This window comes from Variovorax sp. YR266 (assembly GCF_900107295.1).
Taxonomy (GTDB): domain Bacteria; phylum Pseudomonadota; class Gammaproteobacteria; order Burkholderiales; family Burkholderiaceae_C; genus Variovorax.
In genome coordinates this window covers 1-21,565 of the sequence record NZ_FNPM01000011.1, presented here as the reverse complement: position 1 = coordinate 21,565, position 21,565 = coordinate 1, and the positions used below count along the sequence as shown (strand labels likewise).

The window sequence follows — 21,565 nt, the reverse complement described above, 5'->3', positions numbered from 1 at the left end:
GCGGGCAACGCCCGTCCGATCCGCCGGATCAACGCCTCGGGGAAAACCCTAGCCCTCATTCAACGATGTCAGACTTGCCGCATGAACGACAACGCCCAGCCGGCAGCAGCCACGGACAGCGCCTCCAAGCGCATCGCGCTCACGGTGGCGGCCGCCTTCTTCATGGAGACGCTGGACGCCACCATCATCGTCACCGCCCTGCCGGCCATCGGAGCCGGCTTCGGCATGGGCGCGCTGGACGCGAGCCTGGGCGTCACGGTCTACCTGATCGCGATGGCGGCGCTGGTGCCGGCGGCGGGCTGGTGCGCCGGGCGCTTCGGGGCGCGGCGGGTGTTTGCGCTCGCGGTCGGCACCTTCACCGCGGCCTCGCTCGCCTGCGGGCTGGCGCCCACCTTCGAGGTGTTCGTTGCGGCGCGCGTGCTGCAGGGCGCGGCCGCGGCCTTCATGTCGCCGGTGGGCCGGCTCGTGGTGCTGCGCGAAACGCCGAAGCACCGGCTGATAGAGGCCATCGGCACCATCACCTGGCCGGGGCTCATCGCGCCGGTGATCGGCCCGCCGCTGGGCGGGCTCATCGCAACGCACGCGTCGTGGCGCTGGATCTTCCTGCTGAACGTGCCGCTGGGCCTCGTGGGCCTGTGGCTGATCATGCGGCTGTTCCCGCGCCGCACCGACGTGGCTCCGACGCGCTTCGATGCAATCGGCTTCGTGCTCACCGCCGTTGCGCTGGCCGCGCTGGTCGAAGGCCTCACGCGCCTGGGCGGATCGCAGCCAGGCTCGGCCACCACCCTCGGCCTGCTGGCAGCCGGCGCCGTGGCCGCAGCCGCCGCGGTGCGCCATGCGCGACGCACGACGGCGCCCCTGCTCGACCTGCGCGCGCTGGCTGTGCCGACTTATGCGCTGGCCACCGCGACGGCCGGCTTCGTCTCGCGCATCGCGATCAACGCCTCGCCCTTTTTGCTGCCGCTGATGTTCCAGATCGGCTTCCGCATGAACGCGTTCCAGGCGGGCTCGATGCTGCTGGTGTACATGGGCGGCAACCTCGTGATGAAGAGCGCCACCACGGCGGTGCTGCGGCGTTTCGGCTTTCGCAATGTGCTGACGGTGAACGGTGCGATCTGCGCCGCCACGCTGTTCGGCTGCGGGCTGCTGTCGCCGGGCGACCCGTTGCCGTGGGTGTGCGTGCTGCTCTTCGTGGCAGGCATGGCGCGCTCGATGAACTTCACGGCCATCAACACGCTCGCCTTTGCCGACGTGCCCGATGAATCGCGCGCCGGCGCAAGCACGCTCGGCACGATGCTGCAGCAGGTTTCGCTCGCGCTCGGCGTGGCGCTGGGCGCGATGGTGCTCGGCGCGTCGAAGGCGCTGCGCGGCGCGCCGGCCGTGCAGCTCGCGGATTTCCATCACGCCTGGTATGTGGTCGGCCTGCTGATGGCCATCGCGACACTGATGACGCTGCGGCTCGACCGCCATGCGGGCATGGCAGTGTCGCGAAGGCCGTGAGAACATCGTTCGCCCTGCTGTTTCCCTTTCGGAGATTTCTTCCATGCCACTGCACATCGGCATCGTCGGCTGCTCGGCCGAAGGCGCTGCGCTCTGCTATCGCACGCTGTGCGTCGAAGGCGCCCAGCACATGGGCCAGGCCCACGCGCACCCCGAGGTTTCTATGCACACGCACTCGCTCGCCGCGTATGTGGACTACCTCGATCGCGGCGACGTCGACGGCGTCGCGCAACTGATGCTGTCGTCGGCGGGCAAGCTTGCGGCGGCTGGTGCTGATTTTCTGATCTGCCCCGACAACACGATCCACCAGGCGATGCATCGGGTGCTGCCGCAGTCGCCGCTGCCGTGGCTCCACATTGCCGAAGTGGCTGCAGCAGAGGCGGTGTCGCGGGGCTTTCGCCGCGTGGGCGTTCTGGGCACGCGCTGGCTGGTCGACAGCGAGGTCTACCCGCAGGCGCTGTCGGCCGCCGGGCTGGAAGCCGTGCGGCCTGATGCCGATGAGCGTGCAACGCTTGGCCGCATCATCATGGACGAACTGGTGCGCGGCGTGGTCCGGCCCGAGTCCACCGCGGTGCTGCAGCAGATGATCGACGGCCTGAAGGCGCGCGGCTGCGATGCAGTGGCGCTGGGCTGCACCGAACTGCCACTGGTGCTGAACGACGGCAACTCCGCGCTTCCGACACTCGACTCGACGCGCCTGCTGGCACGCGCGGCACTGCGGCGTGCAACGGCCGGCTGAGCCCCCCGCCTATTTGCGCGCCTTGTCGATCTCGGCCATCAGCTCTTTCACGGTGGCCTCGCCGACCGAGGCCGAGTACTTGTCGATGACCGGCTTCACCTTCGTGCGCAGTTTCGCCATCTCCTCGGGCGGCAGCTCCGACACGGTCATGCCCGCCTTCTTCAATGCGTCGAGCGCGCTGTCGGCGGCGCCGCGCGAGGCCTCGCGCTGGAACACGGTCGATTCGGCCGACGCCTCGGTGATGATCTTCTTCTCTTCCGCGCTCATGCCGTCCCAGGTCTTCCTGCTGATCAGCAGCGCCTGCGGGTTGTAGATGTGCCGGGTCTGGGTGATGTACTTCTGCACCTCGGCGAACTTGGACGACAGGATGGTGGTGTTCGGGTTCTCCTGCCCGTCGACCGCCTTCTGGTCGAGAGCGGGATACAGCTCGGGGAACGGCAGCGGAGTGGCATTGGCGCCCAGCGCGCCGAACAGGTCGATGTAGATCGGCGACTGGATCACGCGGATCTTCAGCCCCGCGATGTCGTCCGCCTTCACGATCGGCCGCTTGCTGTTGGTGAGGTTGCGAAAGCCCAGGTCCCAGTAGCCCAGGCCATGCAGGCCCTTGTCTTCCAGCCTGGCCATCAGCTTCTGGCCGAAGGGTCCGTCGGTGACCGCATCGGCCTCCTTGCCGCTGTTGAACAGGAACGGAAAGTCGTAGGCCGCGAACTCCTTCACCTGCGCCGAGAGAATGCCCGCGTTCAGCACCGTGAGTTCGACCGTGCCGCCCTGCAGCGCCGACACGGTCTGAAGATCGCCGCCGAGCGCGCCGCCCGCGAACAGCTTGACGGTGATCTTGCCGCCCGACTTGGCGGCCACGAGGTCGGCGAACTTCTGCGCGCCCTGCGCCTGCGGATGGCCGGTCTGGTTCTGGAACGCGAACTTGAGCGTCCGCTCCTTGACTTGCGCACCGGCGCCGCACATGGCGAACAACGCAACGGCGGCAACCAGCAGTTTCAGCATCGAAGGCTTCTTCATGGCAACGTCTCCTTGTATGTATATGTCTATCCGTGGAACAACCTGGCCGGCCCCGTCACCAGCCACGGGAACAGCACCATCAGGAACATGACGGCGAACTCGGCGATCATGAAAGGCACCACGCCGCGCGTGACGTCGTCCATCGAGATCTTTCCGACGCCGGCCACCACGTTGAGGACCGTGCCCACCGGCGGCGTGACCAGGCCGATCGAGTTGTTGATGATGAAGAGCACGCCGAAGTAGACCGGGTCGATGCCCGCGGCCTTCACGATGGGCATCAGCACGGGTGTGAGGATCAGGATCGTCGGCGTCATGTCCATCGCGGTGCCCACGATCATCACGAGCACCATGATCGCGATCATCAGCAGGATCTGGTTGCCCATGAAGGGCTGCAGCAGCCCCACCACCTTCGAAGGCAGGTCGGCCACCGTGATGAGCCACGCGCTCACCATGGCCGCGGCGATCAGGAACATCACGATGGCGCTGGTCTTGGCCGCGCCCACGAACACCGCGTAGAGGTCTTTCCAGCTCAGCTCGCGATAGACGACGGTCGACACGAAAAGCGCATAGACGGCGGCCACCACGGCCGCCTCGGTCGGCGTGAACACGCCCATGCGCAAACCTACGAGGATGATCACCGGCAGCATCAGCGCCCACAGCGCCTTGCGGAACGCGGTGAAGACTTCGCCGCCCGACTTGCGCGGCGGAGGCACGATCTTCTCGCGCCGCACCAGCCAGGCCCAGGTGATCCACAGCGCGCCGCCGATCAGCAGGCCCGGCACGATGGCTGCGAGGAACAGCTTGGAGATCGAGACGTTGGCCGCAACGCCGAAGATCACGAGCCCGATGCTCGGCGGTATCACCGGGCCGATCACGCCGGTGGCCGCGATGAGCCCGCCCGCGCGCGCCTTGTCATGGCCTGCCTTGACCATCATCGGCAGCAGCAGCGCCGTCAGCGCGGCGGCGTCGGCCACGGCCGACCCCGAGAGCGCCGAGAGCAGGCAGCCCGCCATGATGGTCACGTAGCCAAGGCCTCCCTTCACATGGCCGACCAGCGCGAGCGCGAAATCGACGATGCGCTTGGAGAGGCCGCCCACGTTCATGATCTCGCCGGCCAGCATGAAGAACGGCACGGCCAGCAGCGGAAAGCTGTCGGCGCCGCCGATCACGTTCTGCGCAAGGATCTGCGCGTCGAACAGGTCGAGGTGCCACATCAGCGCGACGCCGCTGGCCAGCAGCGAGAACGCGATGGGAATGCCCATCGCCATGGCAAGGAGCAGCGAGCCCACGAAGACGACGATGGTCACTTGCGTGCTCCCTGTTGTGCATCGCCTTGAGCGGTGCTGTCTTGCGAACCGAGGATCTGCTGCAGCTGCACCGCTTCCTCGGACTCCTGCACCATCACCAGATCGCTCTCGGCAATGCGCCCGGTGAGCAGGCGCAGCAGGTCGAGCATGAGGATGAACGCAGCCAGCACCGAGAACACCACGCCTGACATGTACACCACCGCCATCGAGGCGCCGGTGACCGGCGCTGTCACGTCCCAGTTGATGCGCGTCTGCGCCGTGCTGCCCTGGAACAGCAGCCACACGATGTAGAGCATTACCACGTGCCCTATCGCAAGGCAGATCTTCTTGCCGATGGGCGGCAGCTTCTGCACCACCATGTCGACGCCCAGGTGGCCGTGCTCCTTCAGCGCGACGACCGCGCCGAGAAAGGTCATCCAGATGAAGAGCCAGCGCGAGACTTCCTCGGACAGGGTGATGCCCGAATTGAAGCCGTAGCGCAGCACCACGTTGCCGAAGACCAGCACGACCATGACCGCAAGCGCGGCTGCGATCAGGGCTTCGATGCCGGCGCAGCACCCGTCGATCCATCGATTCATGGGCGTATTCCCGCTCAGGCCGGCGCGGCCTGCCGCTGCATCTCGACCAGTGCACGCAACGCGGCCAGGTACGACTGCGGGCCCAGGCCCTGGACCGTGCCTTTCACCGCCGGCGAGATGATCGAATGCGCGCGCCATGTCTCGCGAGCGGCGATGTTGGACATGTGCACCTCGATGATGGGGAACGGCATCGCCTTGATCGCATCGTGCAGCGGCACGCCGTGCTGCGTGAGGCCGGCCGGGTTGACCAGCGCACCCTGAGCCTCGTCGATATGGGTGTGCAAAAAGTCGATCAGGTCGCCTTCGTGGTTCGACTGGAGGATGTCCAGCGTCACGCCGAGTTCGGTGGCGAGCTGCTGCAACTGCGCATTGATTTCGGCCAGCGTCGTCTTGCCGTAGATGTGGGGTTCGCGGCGGCCGAACAGGTTGAGGTTGGGGCCGTGCAGGACGAGGATCTTCATGAGGCGCCTTCGGTCGGAGGTCTTACTGCTTGCGGATGCGCGCGAGTTCGTCGGTGTAGAGCTTGACGATGGCGGGGTCATAGCTCGCGGCGAAACGCTCGGTGACAGGCTTGGCAATCTGCCGCATGCGGGCCTGCTCGGCGGGCGCGAGCTCGTTGAACTGCGCCCCCTTGGCCTGCAAGTCGCCTACGGCGCGCTGCGCGGCGGCGCGGCTCACCTGGCGCTGATAGCCGCGCGCTTCGTCGGCGGCCTCGCGCATCATCTTCTGCTCGGTAGGGCTCAGCGAGTCCCAGAACTTCTTGCTGACCAGCACGATGTTGGCCGCATACACATGGTTCGTGGCACTCACGAACTTCTGCACCTCGTAGAACTTGTTCGACAGGATCACCGCGTACGGGTTCTCCTGGCCATCGACCGCCTTCGACTCGAGCGCACCGTACAGCTCGGCGAAAGGCATCGGCACCGGGTTGGCCTTGAAGGCCTTGAAGGTTTCGAGGAACACGGGGTTCGGAATGACGCGGATCTTCAGGCCTTCGAGGTCCTCGGGCTTGGTGATGGGCCGCTTGCTGTTGGTGACGTTGCGAAAGCCCAGGTCCCAATAGCCCAGCGCCACCAGCCCCTTCTCCGGCAGCTTCGCGATCAACGCCTGGCCCAGCGGGCCGTCGAGCAGCGCATCGGCCTGCGCAAAGCTGCCCACCGCGAACGGGAAGTCGACAAGGCCGAACTCCTTGACGATGCCCGCGAGCGACGTGGTGGCCGGTGCCGACATCTGCTGCACGCCGCCCTGCAGCGCCGACTGCTGCTGCATCTCGTTGCCCAGCTGCGAGGCCGGAAACTCCTGCACCTTCATCTTGCCGCCGCTCTTGGCCGCGAGCAGTTCGGCAAAACGCTTCACGCCGAAGCTCACGGGGTGGTCGGCGTTGTTGAGGTGGCCGAAGCGGATCACACGGTCCTGCACGCCCTGCGCGAGCGCGGGAATGGCCAGGGCGAGGGTCAGGCCGGCCGCTGCCAGCTGGCGATGAAGCGTTCTCAAGATGTGATCTCCAGCTGTGTGAAGGTGCAAGGGCGGCGCGATCTTAGGGCGGAATTGGAAAATATTTCCACTAGTGAAAACACTTGGCAAAAGCGCTAGAGTGACGTCATGACAGCCATACTCGAACGCAGCTTCAAGGTCCTCGAACACCTGGCCGGCCACCCCGAAGGCCGCGCGCTGTCGGCACTGTCGGCCGAGCTGGAAATGCCGCTGAGCGCCACGCACCGCCTGCTGACCGAGCTCATCCGCTGCGGCTATGTGCGGCAGGACCAGAGCCACGGCGACTACATGCTCACCATCAAGCTGGTGTCGCTGGGCCTGAGCTTTCTCAGCAACAGCGGCATCGTCGACGTGGCGCAGCCGCTGCTCGACCGGCTCGCCGCCGAATCGGGCGAACTGGTGCGGCTGGCTGTGGTCGACGGCGACGAGCTCACCTTCGTCGCCAAGGCGCAGGGTGCAACGCGCGGCCTGCGCTACGACCCGGACATGGGCCTTTCGGTGAACCTCTCCTGCAGCTCCGCCGGCCACGCCTGGCTGTCGACAATGACGGACGAGCAGGCGCTGCAACTCGTGGCGAAGCAGGGCTTCGGCAAGCCCGAGGACTACGGCCCGAAGGCGCCGACCACAGTGAAAGCGCTGCTTGCGTATCTGCGCGCGGCACGCAAGCGCGGCTTCGCAATGATCAGCGAGGTGTTCGCGCCGGCAATGACCGCCATGGCCGCGCCGGTGCGCAGCGGCAACGGCGCGGTGATCGGCGTCATCACCATCGCAGGGCCACTGGTGCGACTGACCGAGGAACGCATGCTCGAACTGGGACCGGTGCTGCTGTCGTCGGCCGAGGACGTGGCGCAGGCCAGCGGGGCTTCCGCGATGTTCAAGCGAAGGGCCTGACCGGACATCGCGCGCCGGCCATGGTGCTTATCTATTCAGAATGGAGCCTCCTCGACAAGCCAAGGAGACATTCATGCACGACATCGCCGCGCTCCAGAAACTGCTGAACACGATCTTCCCCGGCCTGATGGGCGTACGACTCACCGAGCTCGCACCCGACCGCGTGGTCGCGCAGATGGAGGTGCGGCAAGACCTGTGCACCGCCGGCGGCATCCTGCACGGCGGCGCCTACATGGCCTTCGCCGACACGCTGGGCGCAGTCGGCACCATCGCCAACCTGCCAGAGGGCAAGCGCACGACGACCACCGATTCGAGCACCAAGTTCATCGCGGGCGCGCGCCTCGGCACTACCGTCACGGGCACCTGCCTGGCACTGCATCGCGGACGCACCACGCATGTGTGGCAAACCTCGGTGACCAATGCCGACGGCAAGCTGTGCGCGGTCGTCACGCAGACGCAACTGGTGCTGGACGGGGGCGCGTAACGGCGCGAGCCTGCCCCGGCGCCTCTGGCCGACAGCGCCACGGGCATTGCGATGGCGCGCAAAACGGCGTCGGCTGACGCATCCGCGCGCGCAACGGTGCCAGCATCGCCCCGCACTGGAGAACACGCCCATGGAACGACTCTTCGACTCCTTCGCCAACACCTTCGCCCGCATGGCCGGCAGCCCGGCGGCCTTCCTGATCTGCGTGGCCGTGGTCGTGGCCTGGGCGGTTTCGGGGCCGTTCTTCGGCTTTTCGGAGACATGGCAACTCGTGATCAACACGGGCACCACCATCGTCACCTTCCTGATGGTCTTCCTCATTCAGAACACCCAGAACCGCGATGGTGTGGCCTTGCAGACCAAGCTGGACGAACTGATCCGCTCCTCCAACGCGGAGGATGACTTCATCGGCATCGAGAAGCTCACGGACAGGGAGTTGATTGCGCTGCACGAGCGCTGCGAGGCGGCTGCGAAGAAAAGCCAGGAGACGCTGGAGAAAGCCCGGACCGAGCGCAAGCGCCGCGGCCACCATAACCACCGCGTGGACCGAGGCAGCAACGCCCGCTCAATCGATCCATAGCTGCCGGCAAGCAGCCATATTCAATATGGTGATGAGCTGCTTGTTGCGCCGTATCAGGCACGCAGTTGTGATGCGACTACCTCGCGGAACGTCGTCAGCTGATCGTCGATGCGCACGTGATACGACGCCAGATCCGCTCGCGCGTTCACGCGCACGCTCCCTCATTCCGTCGAAGAACCCGCTGCGGCGCCCGACGCAGCGCCACAGTCACACTCTCTTCAGCACAACCCCGAATCATTCGCGCTGCAAGCAGGCGATGACATCGAAAACATTCGCGACGTGCAATGCGCATATGCATGCCTCGAGAAGCTTGGCGTTCCACAGCAGGTGAATGACTGCGAAGAGGTCTATCCAACCCGCTCCGAACTCGGCGCGTTGATCCGCCTCGTCAATGAGGAACTGCGGCGGCGCATCGAAGCCGCGGGCGGCACGATCAACTCCTTGCGTGGCGCCCTGCTACGCGAACAGGCGCCGCAATGACGCCGATTTGCTAGCGCAAAAGCAAAAAGGCGCTACAACCTCGAAAGTTGTAGCGCCTTGCGGAATATGGTGGCCTGGGGCGGAATCGAAAGAACCGCGACGGGCCGCATCAACCTTCATTCATTCTCACATTGCTATTCCTGGGGGTACACGTTTGGGTACACCAAACTGACCAGCGGTTGTGAGGGCAAAAGTGGCATCGAACCACGGCCCGCCCGACCAACCTTGCCCAATTATCTCATCCTCGGCACTCATGGAAGCCAAGCCGGTTCCGTTGCATTTTCTCCCTTTTCATTGACAAATGACTAATAAATGCAACAGACTCCAGCATGGCATCCTCCGCCTCGACATTCGAGCAAGCCGTTCTGGCGCTGGCCGAACAGCGGCCGCTGCTGCGGGCGCGCGATCTGGCAGAGCATGGCCTCCCGACGATGGCGCTCAGCCGACTGGTGGCCACAGGCAGGCTCGAGCGGGTTGCCCGAGGTGTCTACAGCCTGCCGGAACGCACACTCAGCGAGCACCGCTCGCTGGCGGAGGTAGGCCTTCGCGTGCCGCAAGGCATCGTCTGCCTGCTGTCGGCGCTGCGCGTTCACGGGATCGGCACGCAAGCGCCGTTTGAGGTGTGGATCGCGATTCCCCACAACTCGCCAACGCCCAAGCTCGACCAGCCCGCGCTGCGCGCCATCCGCATGTCCGGCGCCGCGCTGTCCGAAGGCGTCGAAACCATGCAGATTGATGGTGTCAGCGTACCGGTCTTCAATGCGGCCAAAACCATTGCCGACTGCTTCAAGTTTCGCAACAAGATCGGCCTGGACGTCGCGCTGGAAGCGTTGCGCGATGGATGGATACAGCGCAAGGTGACGGTTGACGCGCTCTGGCAATACGCCATGATCGATCGCGTCTCCAATGTGATGCGCCCCTACCTCGAAAGCGTCATCACATGAGCCGCAACATCGCCGCCTCGATCCGCGCCCGCTTGAAGCAGCATGCGAATGCCAGAAAGCAGGACTTCAACCTGACGCTCACCCACTATGGCCTTGAGCGCCTGCTGTACCGGTTGTCCATCTCACCGTATGCCCCAAACTACCTGCTCAAGGGCGCATTGCTGTTCTCGCTCTGGTATGACCAGCCGCATCGGCCCACCCGCGACGCCGACCTGTTGGAGTTCGGTCCTGACGACGTGGAGTCGGCGGTGAGCACCTTCCAAGAAATCTGCCAGATCACGGTGGAGGATGGGATCGCTTTCGATGCAGCGTCGGTACAAGGCTCTGTCATCCGCAAGGAAGCCGGCTACGGCGGCGTGCGGATCGATCTGCGAGCGACACTGGATGGCGCACGAATCCCCCTGCAGGTGGACATCGGATTTGGCGATGCAGTGACGCCAGCGCCGGAAATCGTCAGCTATCCAGTCCTGCTCAATGACCTGCCCACACCACAGCTGCGCAGCTACCCCAAGTACACCGTGGTGGCTGAGAAGTTCCATGCAGTTTGTCTCCTGGGCATGGCCAACACCCGGATGAAGGATTACTTCGATCTCTGGGTACTGATGACCGAGGGTGGGCTGGACACCACCGAACTGCAGCGTGCCATTGCGGCCACGTTCGAGCGCCGGAAGCTCGCGATGCCCAGCAGCCTTCCTGTCGGATTGAGCGACAGCTTCTCTAATGACGGGGCGAAGAAGGCACAGTGGGCAGCATTCTTGAAGAAGAACCGGCTTGAAGCCATGGACCTGGCAAATGTCGTGACACGGCTGCGGGAAGAGCTCCAGAAGTGCTGCGTTTTCTGACACCTCCAGCCAGCTTCACCCAGCGTTCTCACCTCACCCCAGGCCCGACGCGAGCGCTGGATCAAGTAGATGCGTTGGATGGAGAGCGAGCACCTAGCTTCGCCGGCCACCAGTCTGACGGTCAAGTACTCCACGATAAAGCAGACAGGCAGCGCTGCAAGGTCTCCTCCATCGGATTTCTGGCGGCCAGTTCCGTCGTGACCACCGGCACTCAGGCCTTGGCTCGTTCAGCGCGGGATGGTCGAAGTCCGTCGACCATCTGCGCGAGTTGGGCCAGAAAGTCCTTCAGGCGCCGAACGCGCTCGCCGGCCTGCATCATCAGGAACGCTTGCTTGAGTTGCTCGGCCCTGGCCTCCCCCCGTCGGCGCCCCAACGCACGAGCTTCGCGCGCGAGCACCCACGTCGATCACGCATTCCTCGACGAAGCGCTTGAACGGTGGAGACCATTTGCCCCAGGGCAATGGCGCATGCCCCGGACACCAGCCCAAGCTCAAGCCAGCGCGGGCTCGCCGGAGGTCTGTTGCACTGGGATGTGCGCGCGCTCTTCCTTAATGCGATTCGCGCCGTCCACAAACACCAGCTTTGGCAGGTGTCCCGACACGCGTTCCTCCGGCACCAGGCCAAAGGCGGCAATGATCAGCAGGTCTCCCACGGAGGCCCGACGCGCGGCCGACCCGTTGACCGAGATCATGCCGCTGCCGCGCTCGCCACGAATGGCGTAGGTCACGAAGCGCTCGCCGTTGTTGATATTCCAGATGTGCACCTGCTCGTTCTCGGCGAGGTTCGCAGCATCAAGCAGGTCCTCGTCGATCGCGCAAGACCCTTCGTAGTGCAGCTCGCAGTCGGTGACGGTAGCGCGATGGATCTTGGATTTAAGCAATGTTCGAAACATGATCGGGAAAACTTCCGTAAAGATTTCTGAGCCCGTTGCCGGCCGGTCTGATAGCGCGCCTCGTCGCGCGCGGGGGCAAGCCGGCCGAGTGTAGGCAGGCTCCCGATTCGGGGCAATCGCAGATTGCACATCGCACGTGGGCACAATTCAAGAACAACAATTTGAGCGCCTGCATGCGAAGCACCGACATCAAAAAATCGTCTGTAGTCCTTTCGACTGATTGCGCAACCAGGCAAGGCGAACGCTCCGACTGGGACACACTTCGTCGCCTCGTTCCCTATCTGTGGCAATACAAGTGGCGAGTGTTCGCTGCGCTCACCTTCATGATCGCCGCCAAGGTGGCAAACGTCGGCGTGCCGGTGTTGCTCAAGATCCTGATCGATGCCGTCACGCCCAAGCCCGATGTCAAGCAGGTCCTGATGGTTGTCCCGATCGCCCTGTTGCTTGCCTACGGAATGCTGCGCCTTTCCATGACGCTTTTCACCGAGCTGCGCGAGCTGGTGTTCGCCAAGGCCGCAGAAGGAACAGCCCGCAGGATTTCGCTCGAGGTTTTCAGTCATCTGCATTCGCTGAGCCTGCGCTTTCATCTGGACCGCCAGACCGGCGGCATGACGCGCGACATCGATCGCGGCACTCGCAGCGTGCAGGCCCTGATCTCGATGATGCTCTACAGCATCGTGCCCACGCTCGTCGAACTGACGCTGGTACTGGCCATCCTGGGCGTGAAGTTCGGCTTGTTCTTCATCTGGATCACTGTGGGCGCGCTGGCGCTGTACATCTGCTTCACCGTCGCCGTCACGGAGTGGCGCACCAAGTTCCGAAGAACCATGAACGAGTTCGCCTCGGTCGCGCAGACCCGTGCGATCGATTCACTCCTGAACTACGAAACCGTCAAGTACTTCAACAACGAGGAGTTCGAAGCCAGCCGTTATGGCGCCAGCCTCGACCACTACCGCAAGGCGGCCGTCAAGAGCCAGCGCACGCTCAGCATGCTCACCATCGGCCAGCAGTTGCTGGTGACCGGGAGTCTTGTGCTCATGCTCTGGCACACGACCTCGGGCGTTGTCGAAGGCCGCATGACGCTGGGCGACCTGGTGATGGTCAATGCCTTCATGATCCAGCTCTACATTCCGCTGAACTTCCTGGGCGTGATCTACCGCGAGATGAAGCAAAGTCTCACCGATCTGGACAAGATGTTCGTCCTGATGGACGAGAAGCACGAAGTGCTCGATGCGCCTGGAGCCCGGGCACTTGTGGGCTCGGATTCCACCGTGCGCTTCGAGGACGTGAGCTTTGTCTACGAGACCGCGCGGCCCATCCTCAAGCACGTGAGCTTCGAGATTCCGGCGGGCAAGACGGTGGCGGTGGTCGGGCCCTCGGGCTCGGGCAAGTCCACGCTGGCGCGGCTCTTGTACCGCTTCTACGACGTGCAGCACGGCCGCATCACCATCGGCGGGGAAGACATTCGCGAGGTCACTCAGTCAAGCGTGCGCCGCGCCATCGGCATCGTCCCGCAGGACACGGTGCTGTTCAACGACACGGTCGAATACAACATCGCCTATGGCCGCCCGGGGGCGAGCCGCGAAGAAGTGGAAGCCGCCGCACGCGCCGCGCGCATCCACGACTTCATCGTGGCCACGCCCAAGGGCTACGACACGACCGTGGGCGAGCGCGGCCTCAAGTTATCTGGCGGCGAGAAGCAGCGTGTGGCCATTGCGCGCACGCTGCTGAAGAACCCGCCGATCGTGATCTTCGACGAGGCCACTTCGGCGCTCGACTCGGCCAACGAGCGCGCCATCCAGTCGGAGCTGAAGAGCGCCGCGCAGGACAAGACCACGCTGGTCATCGCGCACCGCCTGTCGACGGTGGTCGATGCGCACGAGATCCTGGTGCTGGAGTCGGGCGTGATCGTCGAGCGCGGCACGCACGCCCAACTGCTCGCGAAGCAGGGCCGCTACGCCCAGATGTGGACACTGCAGAAGATCGAGGGCTACGAATAAGCGACAGGTGCCTCAGCATCTCGGCAGAATCGAATCATTCGACGCAAGACCGTCTTTGAATCCTCACTTACCTGGAATCGCGTACCTATGGACCTGACAACATTGTTCTCGCTCAAGGGCCGCACGGCGCTCATCACGGGAGGCTCGCGCGGTATCGGCCGGATCATTGCGCAGGCCTATCTGATACAGGGTGCCCGGGTCTACATTTCGGCGCGAGGTTCCGAAGACTGCGACCGCACCGCGGCGGAGCTCTCGGAGTACGGAGAGGTTTTTTCGTTGCCCGCCGATGTCTCGACACTCGACGGCGCGCAGGAACTCTCGAACGCCTACGCGAAACGCGAAGGCTCGCTGGACATCCTCGTCAACAACGCGGGGACGGCCTGGGGAGCACCCTTTGACGAGTTTCCCGAAGCCGGATGGGACAAGGTCGTTGACTTGAACCTCAAGACGCCCTTCTTTCTGACCCAATGCCTGGCGCCCTTGCTGCGCAAGGCAGTGGCGAGGAGCCTGCCGAAAGTGATCAACATTGCTTCGGTTGATGGCATCTCGGTGGGGCCGCGGGAGACCTATTCGTATGCAGCCAGCAAAGCGGGCCTGATTCAGCTGACGCGATTGATGGCGCTGAGGCTCGCGCCCGAACGCATCGTCGTGAGCGCCATTGCACCTGGCGCATTCGCCACCGACCTCAACAAGAGCGCGCGAGACCATGGCGACGATGTGGCGGCCTACATTCCCTTGGGCCGCATCGGCACGCCCGAAGACATTGCAGGTGCAGCCGTTTACCTCGCGTCGCGCGCCGGCGACTATGTCGTCGGTTCGACGCTGATCGTCGACGGCGGAGCCACACACGCGAGGTGAAGTGCCAGGCCGCTTGGCGTTCTTTGGAACGACTTGACGCGCAGATTTCGCCGCAGCCGCGTTACCGGTGGTCGCCGAGACTCTCCTGGGCACCAGAACATCCGACGGACGACGAGGCTTGCAACCGTTTCATCGCTCCAGCGATGCGCACTGCTACAGCTCTTTCCTTTGCATGAATGCACCGGGCAGCAAGCAACCGCACTGATTGCCGCTGACGCAGCGTGATCCTTGCGATGCCGCGGCAAGACCGCGGCTCTTCAGCACACGGGAGGGATCGCCGAAGACGTCGCTGATCGACGCGCCCGCCCCCCAGCCCCAGCATCCACGATGCATCCCTGCAGACACGCGCAGGAGCCTGGGCGTGCCCGGACGCACGCCCACCGCGATGGACGGCGTCGGATCTGCGCGTCCGGCGAGGTCCCGGATGGGCACGCAGCAGCATCGCCCGACAAGGGCTCACCGGCATCCAATAAGCCTCAAATGTCATGAATTTGGTTTACGCCAATTTCGAAGAGAGCGCCGTATTCAGGTGCAACCGACCGAGCCAATGGAAAAACAACCACAAATTAATTATAAATTCTTATTTGCAAGAAATGGAATCATTTTCCGAAAAATCGAAATTGAAATCAACCCCTTGCAATAAGAAATATGTACGCATTGCGCCTCTATCCGCATTGTGCTGGAATGTCACAACTATTTTCAGTTACACCAATTTCCTCCCAGATTTGGTGGTTGAGCACCGGAATTTGGCAATCGTTTTTCTTTGAAAAAATCTCCATGACCAATCCTTTCGACAACGGCGACGCTTCATTTGTGGTTCTGACCAACGACGAAAACCAGCATTCCATCTGGCCCGACTTCATCGAAATCCCCAAGGGTTGGAAAAAGGTTTACGGCCCTTCTGCCAAGGGTGACTGCCTGGAGTTCGTCGAGAAGAACTGGACCGACATGCGTCCGAAAAGCCTGGCCCAGGCCATGGGCGCTCAGGGATAGGCAGCCGCTGCGCTGCATCCCGGCTCATTCCAAAAAAGCTGTGCGGCTCTCCGTCCGGCGCGCCCATTGCGCGCAGCCGGCCCGGATCGTTTGGCTTTCCCAAAACGTAAGTCAACAGGACCCCATATGGCGTCGACCCCTGCAGATGGCTGGCCGCTGTCTTTCGCGCAGCTCGGACTCTGGTTTGAACGGCAGTTCTATCCGAGCCACCCCTCCCACAACGTCGGCGAATACATCGAGATTGCCGGCGCGCTGAATGCGGAACTGTTCCTGCGCTGCTTGCACACGGTGACCAAGGAGGCCCAAGCGCTGGGAACCACGTTCATCGAGGCGGACACAGCGCCTCGGCAGGTACACGATGGAAAGCTCAGCGAACAGTGCGTCAGCTTCGTCGACTTGAGCGCCGACGTTGATCCCCATCGCTCGATGCTCGAGATGATCGGCCGGAAGATGGAGGCCTCGCTTTCGCCGACCGACCCCGAGCTTTTTTCCTTCTGCCTGTTCAAGCTCTCCGCGGACCGGTTCGCCTGGCACCACCTCTACCACCACATCGTCATCGACGGCTTTGGCTATTCGCTCATCGCACGCCGGGTCGCGGAGCTCTATACGGCAGCAATCGAGGCGCGCACCGCGCCGCGCGCGTGGTTCGAGCCGCTGGGTCAGCTCCTGGACCTCGAGCAGGCCTACCTGTCCTCGGATGCGTTCAAGTCGGATCGAGATTTCTGGCATGGCTACCTCGAGAAACTCCCTGCGCCGACCCGCTTCGGGGATGGCACGCGCAGCTTCTCGCGCCTGCCGATCCGAAGCAGCTGCCGGATGGAAAAGCCGGCACTCGAGGGTATTGCGGAACTGGCTCGGGTGTCCGAGACATCTCTCGCGCGGACGCTGATCGCGGCGGTGGCCGCCTATCTGTTCCGCACCACCGGTGTTCGGGAGGTGTCGATCGGCCTGCCGGTGTCAGGACGGTCCGCCGAGACACGGGCGATCCCGTGCATGATGTCGAACACCCTGCCGATGCACCTGTCGATTTCTCCGGAAATGACGATGCGGGACATCGTCGGGATCGTCGACAGGGAAATCCGCACAGTGCTCGCGCATCAGCGCTATCCGGCGTCGCGCCTGTACCTGGACGCCAAGCGGATCCGGGGCTATGGCAGCGACTTCGGGCCCGTGATCAATGTGATGCCGTTCAAGGAAGGCATCTCCTTCGGCGGCCTGTCATCCAAGTCGTACAACACCTCCGCCCGAACGGCGGCCGACATCTCGTTTTCCTTCTTCATCGGCGAAGACAGCAGCGCCGACGTCTACTGCACGGCGAACGCGTCCGCCTACTCGCTGGCGGACGTGCAGGCGCACCAGGAACGGCTGCTGCGTTTCATCGATTCAAGCCTGGCCCATCCGGAGATCCCCGTCGCGAGGCTGGACATCCTGAGCACAGCGGAACGCCAGCGCGTCCTGACGGACTGGAACGGCAAAGCCCCCGGTTCATTCCCCGACACCCTGGCGGACCTGTTCGAACGACAGGTCGCTGCAACCCCGCATGGGCGCGCCCTCTCGTTCGAGGCAACCGACCTCTCGTACCAGGAACTGAATCAACAGGCGAATCGGCTTGCCCACTATCTGAGTTCCCGAGGCATCGGCCCGGACAGCATCGTGGCGCTGGCCCTGCCACGCTCGACCGAACTGGTGGTCAGCCTGCTGGCCGTCCTGAAGGCAGGCGCGGCGTACCTCGCGCTCGACCTCGACTACCCAGAGGATCGCCTGCGGTTCATGCTCGAGGACGCGCGCCCCCGCTGCGTCATCTCGAAATCCGACGTTGCCCATCTCCTCGCGGACATGGAAACGCTGGGGGTGCGCCTGGACGACGCGTCGCTCTGTGCCGAGCTCTCGAGCCTGCCCGCGACGGACCTGACCGACGCGCAGCGCACGCGCGCCCCCAGTCCGCTCGATCTTGCGTACGTGCTGTACACCTCGGGCTCCACAGGCCGGCCCAAGGGCGTTGCCGGAACCGCAAGAACGCTGCTCAACAGGCTCCGCTGGGACGTGCAGCAGGCCGATGACGCGACGGTGTACGCCCAGAGGACGACCCACAACTTCATCGACTTCGTATGGGAGGTGCTGATGCCACTCGTCGGCGGGCAACGCCTGGTGGTCGTGCCGCCGCAGCTCAGCAAGGACCTCAACGGATTGATCGAACTGCTCGCCGCCGAGAAAGTGACTCGGATCGTCCTGGTCCCGTCGCTGCTCGAAGCGATGCTCGAGGACGAGTTCAAGCTGGGCACCCGGCTGCCGCACCTGCGGTACTGGTCCTGTGGCGGGGAAGCGTTGACGCCGGCGCTGGCCGAGCGTTTCAGGAAGGCGCTGCCGCAGGCCCTGCTGGTCAACCTGTACGGCACCTCCGAGTTCTGGGACGCGGCCGGCTGGGTCAACCAGAGCTTCGAGGGCCATGTCCAGCCCAGCGTGCCGATCGGCACCCCCTTGCCGGGCGTGCAGGTCTATGTGTTGGATGCCCTTCTTCAGCCGGTGCCGCCGGGCGCGGTCGGCGAACTGTTCGTCGCGGGCGCCGGGCTTGCGCGAGGCTACCTCGGTCGCCCGGCGTTGACTGCCGAGCGCTTCGTGGCGAACCCCTTCGGACCGCCCGGCGAACGGATGTACCGCACGGGCGACCTGGCACGCTGGAGTGAAGAAGGCGTGCTCGGGTATCTGGGCCGGGTCGATCACCAGATCAAGCTGCGGGGTTTCCGGGTCGAGCCCGGCGAAGTCGAGGCGCAGTTGGTCAAGCACCCGCTGATCAAGCAGGCCGCCGTTGTGGCGCGAGAGGACTCGACGGCCGGCAAGCGCCTTGTCGCCTATCTCGTCGCGGACGAGACCGCACTGCCCCAGCGCTCGCGCTCCCCAGGGTTCGGACTCTTCTACTTCGCCGATGCGAATCAGGGCCAGGAGAGTGAGCAGCTCTACCGTCTGTATGTGGAGGGCGCGAAGTTCGCAGACCGCAACGGTTTCACGGCCATCTGGACACCCGAGCGGCACTTCACCAAGGTGGCGGCCGCGTTTCCCAATCCGTCCGTGCTGAGTTCGGCCTTGGCCATGGTCACACAGCACGTCCAGTTGCGCGCAGGCAGTGTCGTGATGCCGCTGCACCATCCGTTGCGGGTGGCGGAGGAGTGGGCGGTGGTCGACCACCTTTCCGGAGGGCGCGTCGGCGTCGCGTTCGCTTCAGGGTGGGTGCCCGAGGACTTCGTGCTGGCACCGGACCATTTCGCTGATCGGTACCAGGTGATGCTCGACGGGGTCGCGCAGGTGCGCGAGCTCTGGCGCGGCGGCACGATGGCCGCGCGCAACGGTGCAGGCCACACGTCCCAGGTCCGCCTGCAACCGAAGCCCCTCCAGCCGGAGCTGCCGGTGTGGATCACGGCCACCCGGAGTCCGGCCACCTTCGAGGCGGCCGGTCGGATGGGCGCGAACGTACTGACGGCGCTGCTGAGCCTCACCATTGCAGAATTGACCGAGAACATCCGGATCTACCGCGACGCATTGCGTGCCAACGGGCACGATCCGGCCGCACACAAGGTGACGCTGATGCTGCACACGTTCGTCGGCCCCGACGACGAGACGGCACAACAGGTGGCCCATGAGCCGATGGTTCAGTATTTCCGGGCGCACACGGAACTGCGCAAGAGCGTGTTCAAGGATCTCGAGGGGAACATCCCGAACCAGGCCGTGGGCGAAGTCGACGCGGACCAGCTCATCGCGCTCGCCGTGCGCCGCTACTTCGGCACCTCCTCGCTCATCGGCGGCCCCGAGAGCTGCCTGGAACTGGTGCGCAAGCTGGAGAAGATCGGCGTCGACGAGTTCGCGTGCCTGATCGACTTCGGCGTGCCCACGGACGAAGTGCTCGCGAGCCTGGCACATCTGGCCACGGTGATGAAGCGCTCGCGCCTGAGCTCGCCGCCCGACGCGGGGCAGATGCACACCGAGCTTGCCGCCTCGCTGCCCGACCACATGGTGCCCGCGCACTACGTGTGGCTGGACGCGCTGCCTCTCACGCCCAACGGCAAGCTGGATCGCAAGGCCTTGCCGGCGCCCCATTTCGCAGCGAAAAAGATCCGTGCGCCCGGTACACCCCAGGAGGAAACGCTGGTCAAGCTCTTCGCGGAGATCCTGGGGCTGCCGCAAGTGGGCATCGACGACAGCTTCTTCGACCTGGGCGGCCACTCGCTGCTGGCGACACGGTTGATCAACCGCATCCGCACGGCCATGGGCGTCGAGATCGGCATCCACACGCTGTTCGAAGCCTCGAGCGTGGCGCAGCTGGCCGGCAGGCTGGCCGCCGCGCCCAAGGCACGCACGGCGCTGCGCCCGATCCGGCCAAGCAGTCAGTTGCCGCGGCCCACCGTCCAATACGACAACAGCCTCTGACACGCGGGTAGATCGCGTGCAGGCGGGTTGCGGCAGTTTGGCGCGCCACCACGGCGCGCTGACTGCACGCCCAAGCCCAATCCTTCCTGCCGCTGTCCATGCCGATCGCCCGTCTGTTGAAACCCATCACCTAGTTCGGAACCTTCAATGATTCCCCTGTCTTTTGCACAACGGCGGCTGTGGTTCCTCTACCAGATGGACGGGCCCACGCCCACCTACAACGTGCCGACGGTCGTACGGCTCGAGGGGCGGATGAACGACACGGCAATGGAGGCGGCGCTGGCCGACTTGGTGCAGCGCCACGAGAGCCTGCGCACCATCTTCTCGGACTCGGCGCAAGCGCCGGAACAGCTCATCCTTGCGCCCGAGGCTGCGCGTCCCGCCCTGCGGATAGAGACGGCCAGCGAGGCCACGCTGGCCCAGCAGATCGCCGAGGCCTCCGCGTACGGATTCGAGCTAAACCGTGAAATCCCGTTTCGCGCCTGGCTCTATCACCTGGACGACGGACACCACGTCCTGCTGCTGCTGTGCCACCACATTGCCTGTGACGGCTGGTCGTGGGCGCCGCTGGCGCGCGATCTGTCCACCGCCTATGCCGCGCGCTGCCAAGGCAAGCCGCCGGGCTGGGAGCCCCTGCCGGTGCAGTACGCCGACTACACGGTCTGGCAACACGAATTGCTGGGCAGCGAAACGGACCCCGAGAGCATCATCGCCACGCAGCTGCGCTACTGGCAGCAGGCACTGGCCGAGCTGCCCGAGCAGCTGGAACTGCCCACCGACAGGCCGCGCCCCGCCGTCTCCAACCACCACGGGGGGAGCGTCGCGTTCACGATCCCGGCCGAGGTGCACCAAGGTCTGGTCACCCTCGCCAGGGATGGCGAGGCCAGCCTTTTCATGGTGCTGCAGGCCGCACTCGCGGCGCTGTTCACCCGCATGGGCGCGGGCACCGACATCGCACTGGGCAGCCCCATCGCCGGTCGCACCGACGAGGCCCTGGACGATCTCGTGGGCTTCTTCCTCAACACACTGGTGCTGCGCACCGACACCTCGGGCAATCCCGGCTTCCGCGAGTTGCTCGCACGCGTGCGCAAGACCAATCTCGCAGCATACGCACATCAAGACCTGCCATTCGAGCGTCTGGTCGAGGTGCTGAACCCCACGCGCTCGATGGCGCGGCATCCGCTGTTCCAGGTAGCCTTGGTGCTGCAGAACAACACCCGCGCCAGCTTCGAGTTGCCGGGACTCACGACGGTGAGTTCGCAGTCGCTGGAGTCGATCGCAGCCACACTCGATCTGGCGGTCGAGCTGCGGGAGCAGCGCAGCAAGGACGGAGCGCCGCAAGGCATGACCGGGCGGCTCGGGTTCGCCACCGACCTGTTCGATCTGGCCACCGTGGAGCAGCTCGTGCTGCGCCTGCAGCGGGTGCTGCAGGCCGTGGTCGCCGATCCCGCGCAGCCCATCGGACGCATCGAGATCCTCGCGCCCGAGGAGCGCCAGCAGATCCTGCTCGGATGGAACGACACCGCGCACCCCGTGGCCGAGTCGAC

General features: G+C 64.6%; 20 protein-coding genes. 14 read left to right on the top strand and 6 right to left on the bottom strand.

Annotation, left to right across the window (positions count from 1 at the left end; genetic code table 11):
• The first annotated feature begins 81 nt into the window (after positions 1-81).
• Positions 82-1,500 (top strand): MFS transporter, encoded by a 1,419-nt coding sequence (locus BLW48_RS25630; protein WP_093178237.1) that lies wholly within the window; start codon positions 82-84, stop codon positions 1,498-1,500.
• A 43-nt stretch (positions 1,501-1,543) separates the two neighbouring features.
• Positions 1,544-2,239 (top strand): aspartate/glutamate racemase family protein, encoded by a 696-nt coding sequence (locus tag BLW48_RS25625; protein ID WP_093178235.1) that lies wholly within the window; start codon positions 1,544-1,546, stop codon positions 2,237-2,239.
• Between the two features lie 9 nt (positions 2,240-2,248).
• On the opposite strand, the gene BLW48_RS25620 is transcribed toward BLW48_RS25625, so the two are convergent.
• From BLW48_RS25620 to BLW48_RS25600, 5 genes are read right to left on the bottom strand one after another with little or no spacing between them, the layout of a single operon-like run.
• Positions 2,249-3,256 carry a TRAP transporter substrate-binding protein gene (locus BLW48_RS25620; protein ID WP_093178234.1) on the bottom strand — a complete coding sequence of 336 codons (1,008 nt, stop codon included), beginning with the start codon at positions 3,254-3,256 and terminating at the stop codon, positions 2,249-2,251.
• A 26-nt stretch (positions 3,257-3,282) separates the two neighbouring features.
• Complete coding sequence (locus BLW48_RS25615; protein ID WP_093178232.1) at positions 3,283-4,563, bottom strand: TRAP transporter large permease; 1,281 nt, start codon at positions 4,561-4,563, stop codon at positions 3,283-3,285.
• Positions 4,560-5,141 (bottom strand): TRAP transporter small permease, encoded by a 582-nt coding sequence (locus BLW48_RS25610; RefSeq protein ID WP_093178231.1) that lies wholly within the window; start codon positions 5,139-5,141, stop codon positions 4,560-4,562. Before BLW48_RS25610 ends, BLW48_RS25615 begins: the two co-directional genes overlap by 4 nt.
• 14 nt (positions 5,142-5,155) lie before the next feature.
• Entirely contained in the window at positions 5,156-5,602 is a 447-nt protein-coding gene (locus tag BLW48_RS25605; protein ID WP_093178229.1) for a type II 3-dehydroquinate dehydratase, read from the bottom strand.
• 22 nt (positions 5,603-5,624) lie between these two features.
• Complete coding sequence (locus BLW48_RS25600) at positions 5,625-6,635, bottom strand: TRAP transporter substrate-binding protein (protein WP_093178228.1); 1,011 nt, start codon at positions 6,633-6,635, stop codon at positions 5,625-5,627.
• Positions 6,636-6,743: 108 nt separating this feature from the next.
• On the opposite strand from BLW48_RS25600, the gene BLW48_RS25595 reads away from it, so the two are divergent.
• The 6 genes from BLW48_RS25595 to BLW48_RS25570 all read left to right on the top strand — a co-directional run bounded on the left by BLW48_RS25595 (position 6,744) and on the right by BLW48_RS25570 (position 10,856).
• A complete protein-coding gene (locus tag BLW48_RS25595; RefSeq protein WP_093079318.1) occupies positions 6,744-7,526 on the top strand; it encodes an IclR family transcriptional regulator in 783 nt (260 codons plus the stop codon).
• Between the two features lie 73 nt (positions 7,527-7,599).
• Positions 7,600-8,010, top strand: a complete 411-nt coding sequence (locus BLW48_RS25590; protein WP_093178226.1) for a PaaI family thioesterase — start codon at positions 7,600-7,602, stop codon at positions 8,008-8,010.
• 130 nt (positions 8,011-8,140) lie between these two features.
• Entirely contained in the window at positions 8,141-8,590 is a 450-nt protein-coding gene (locus BLW48_RS25585) for a low affinity iron permease family protein (RefSeq protein ID WP_093178225.1), read from the top strand.
• 327 nt (positions 8,591-8,917) lie between these two features.
• The gene (locus tag BLW48_RS25580; RefSeq protein ID WP_256330919.1) at positions 8,918-9,070 is read left to right on the top strand and encodes a hypothetical protein; all 153 of its coding nucleotides are present in this window, start codon (positions 8,918-8,920) and stop codon (positions 9,068-9,070) included.
• A 329-nt stretch (positions 9,071-9,399) separates the two neighbouring features.
• Complete coding sequence (locus BLW48_RS25575; protein ID WP_093178222.1) at positions 9,400-10,014, top strand: type IV toxin-antitoxin system AbiEi family antitoxin domain-containing protein; 615 nt, start codon at positions 9,400-9,402, stop codon at positions 10,012-10,014.
• Complete coding sequence (locus tag BLW48_RS25570) at positions 10,011-10,856, top strand: nucleotidyl transferase AbiEii/AbiGii toxin family protein (protein ID WP_093178220.1); 846 nt, start codon at positions 10,011-10,013, stop codon at positions 10,854-10,856. The genes BLW48_RS25575 and BLW48_RS25570 overlap by 4 nt, the downstream gene beginning before the upstream one ends.
• 490 nt (positions 10,857-11,346) lie before the next feature.
• On the opposite strand, the gene panD is transcribed toward BLW48_RS25570, so the two are convergent.
• Entirely contained in the window at positions 11,347-11,748 is a 402-nt protein-coding gene (gene panD, locus BLW48_RS25560) for an aspartate 1-decarboxylase (protein WP_093178217.1), read from the bottom strand.
• A gap of 173 nt (positions 11,749-11,921) precedes the next feature.
• Here panD and BLW48_RS25555 point away from each other — a divergent pair, with 173 nt between their 5' ends.
• The 6 genes from BLW48_RS25555 to BLW48_RS25535 all read left to right on the top strand — a co-directional run.
• The gene (locus BLW48_RS25555) at positions 11,922-13,748 is read left to right on the top strand and encodes an ABCB family ABC transporter ATP-binding protein/permease (RefSeq protein ID WP_093178216.1); all 1,827 of its coding nucleotides are present in this window, start codon (positions 11,922-11,924) and stop codon (positions 13,746-13,748) included.
• Between the two features lie 87 nt (positions 13,749-13,835).
• Positions 13,836-14,606 carry a glucose 1-dehydrogenase gene (locus BLW48_RS25550; RefSeq protein WP_093178214.1) on the top strand — a complete coding sequence of 257 codons (771 nt, stop codon included), beginning with the start codon at positions 13,836-13,838 and terminating at the stop codon, positions 14,604-14,606.
• A 361-nt stretch (positions 14,607-14,967) separates the two neighbouring features.
• A complete protein-coding gene (locus BLW48_RS35085) occupies positions 14,968-15,249 on the top strand; it encodes a hypothetical protein (protein WP_143047781.1) in 282 nt (93 codons plus the stop codon).
• Between the two features lie 134 nt (positions 15,250-15,383).
• Positions 15,384-15,599, top strand: coding sequence for an MbtH family protein (locus BLW48_RS25545; RefSeq protein ID WP_093178213.1), 216 nt, complete (start codon positions 15,384-15,386; stop codon positions 15,597-15,599).
• A gap of 126 nt (positions 15,600-15,725) precedes the next feature.
• Positions 15,726-20,018, top strand: coding sequence for a non-ribosomal peptide synthetase (locus BLW48_RS25540; protein ID WP_093178211.1), 4,293 nt, complete (start codon positions 15,726-15,728; stop codon positions 20,016-20,018).
• A 147-nt stretch (positions 20,019-20,165) separates the two neighbouring features.
• The coding region (locus BLW48_RS25535; RefSeq protein ID WP_256330918.1) for a condensation domain-containing protein at positions 20,166-21,565 on the top strand (1,400 nt) is incomplete at its 3' end.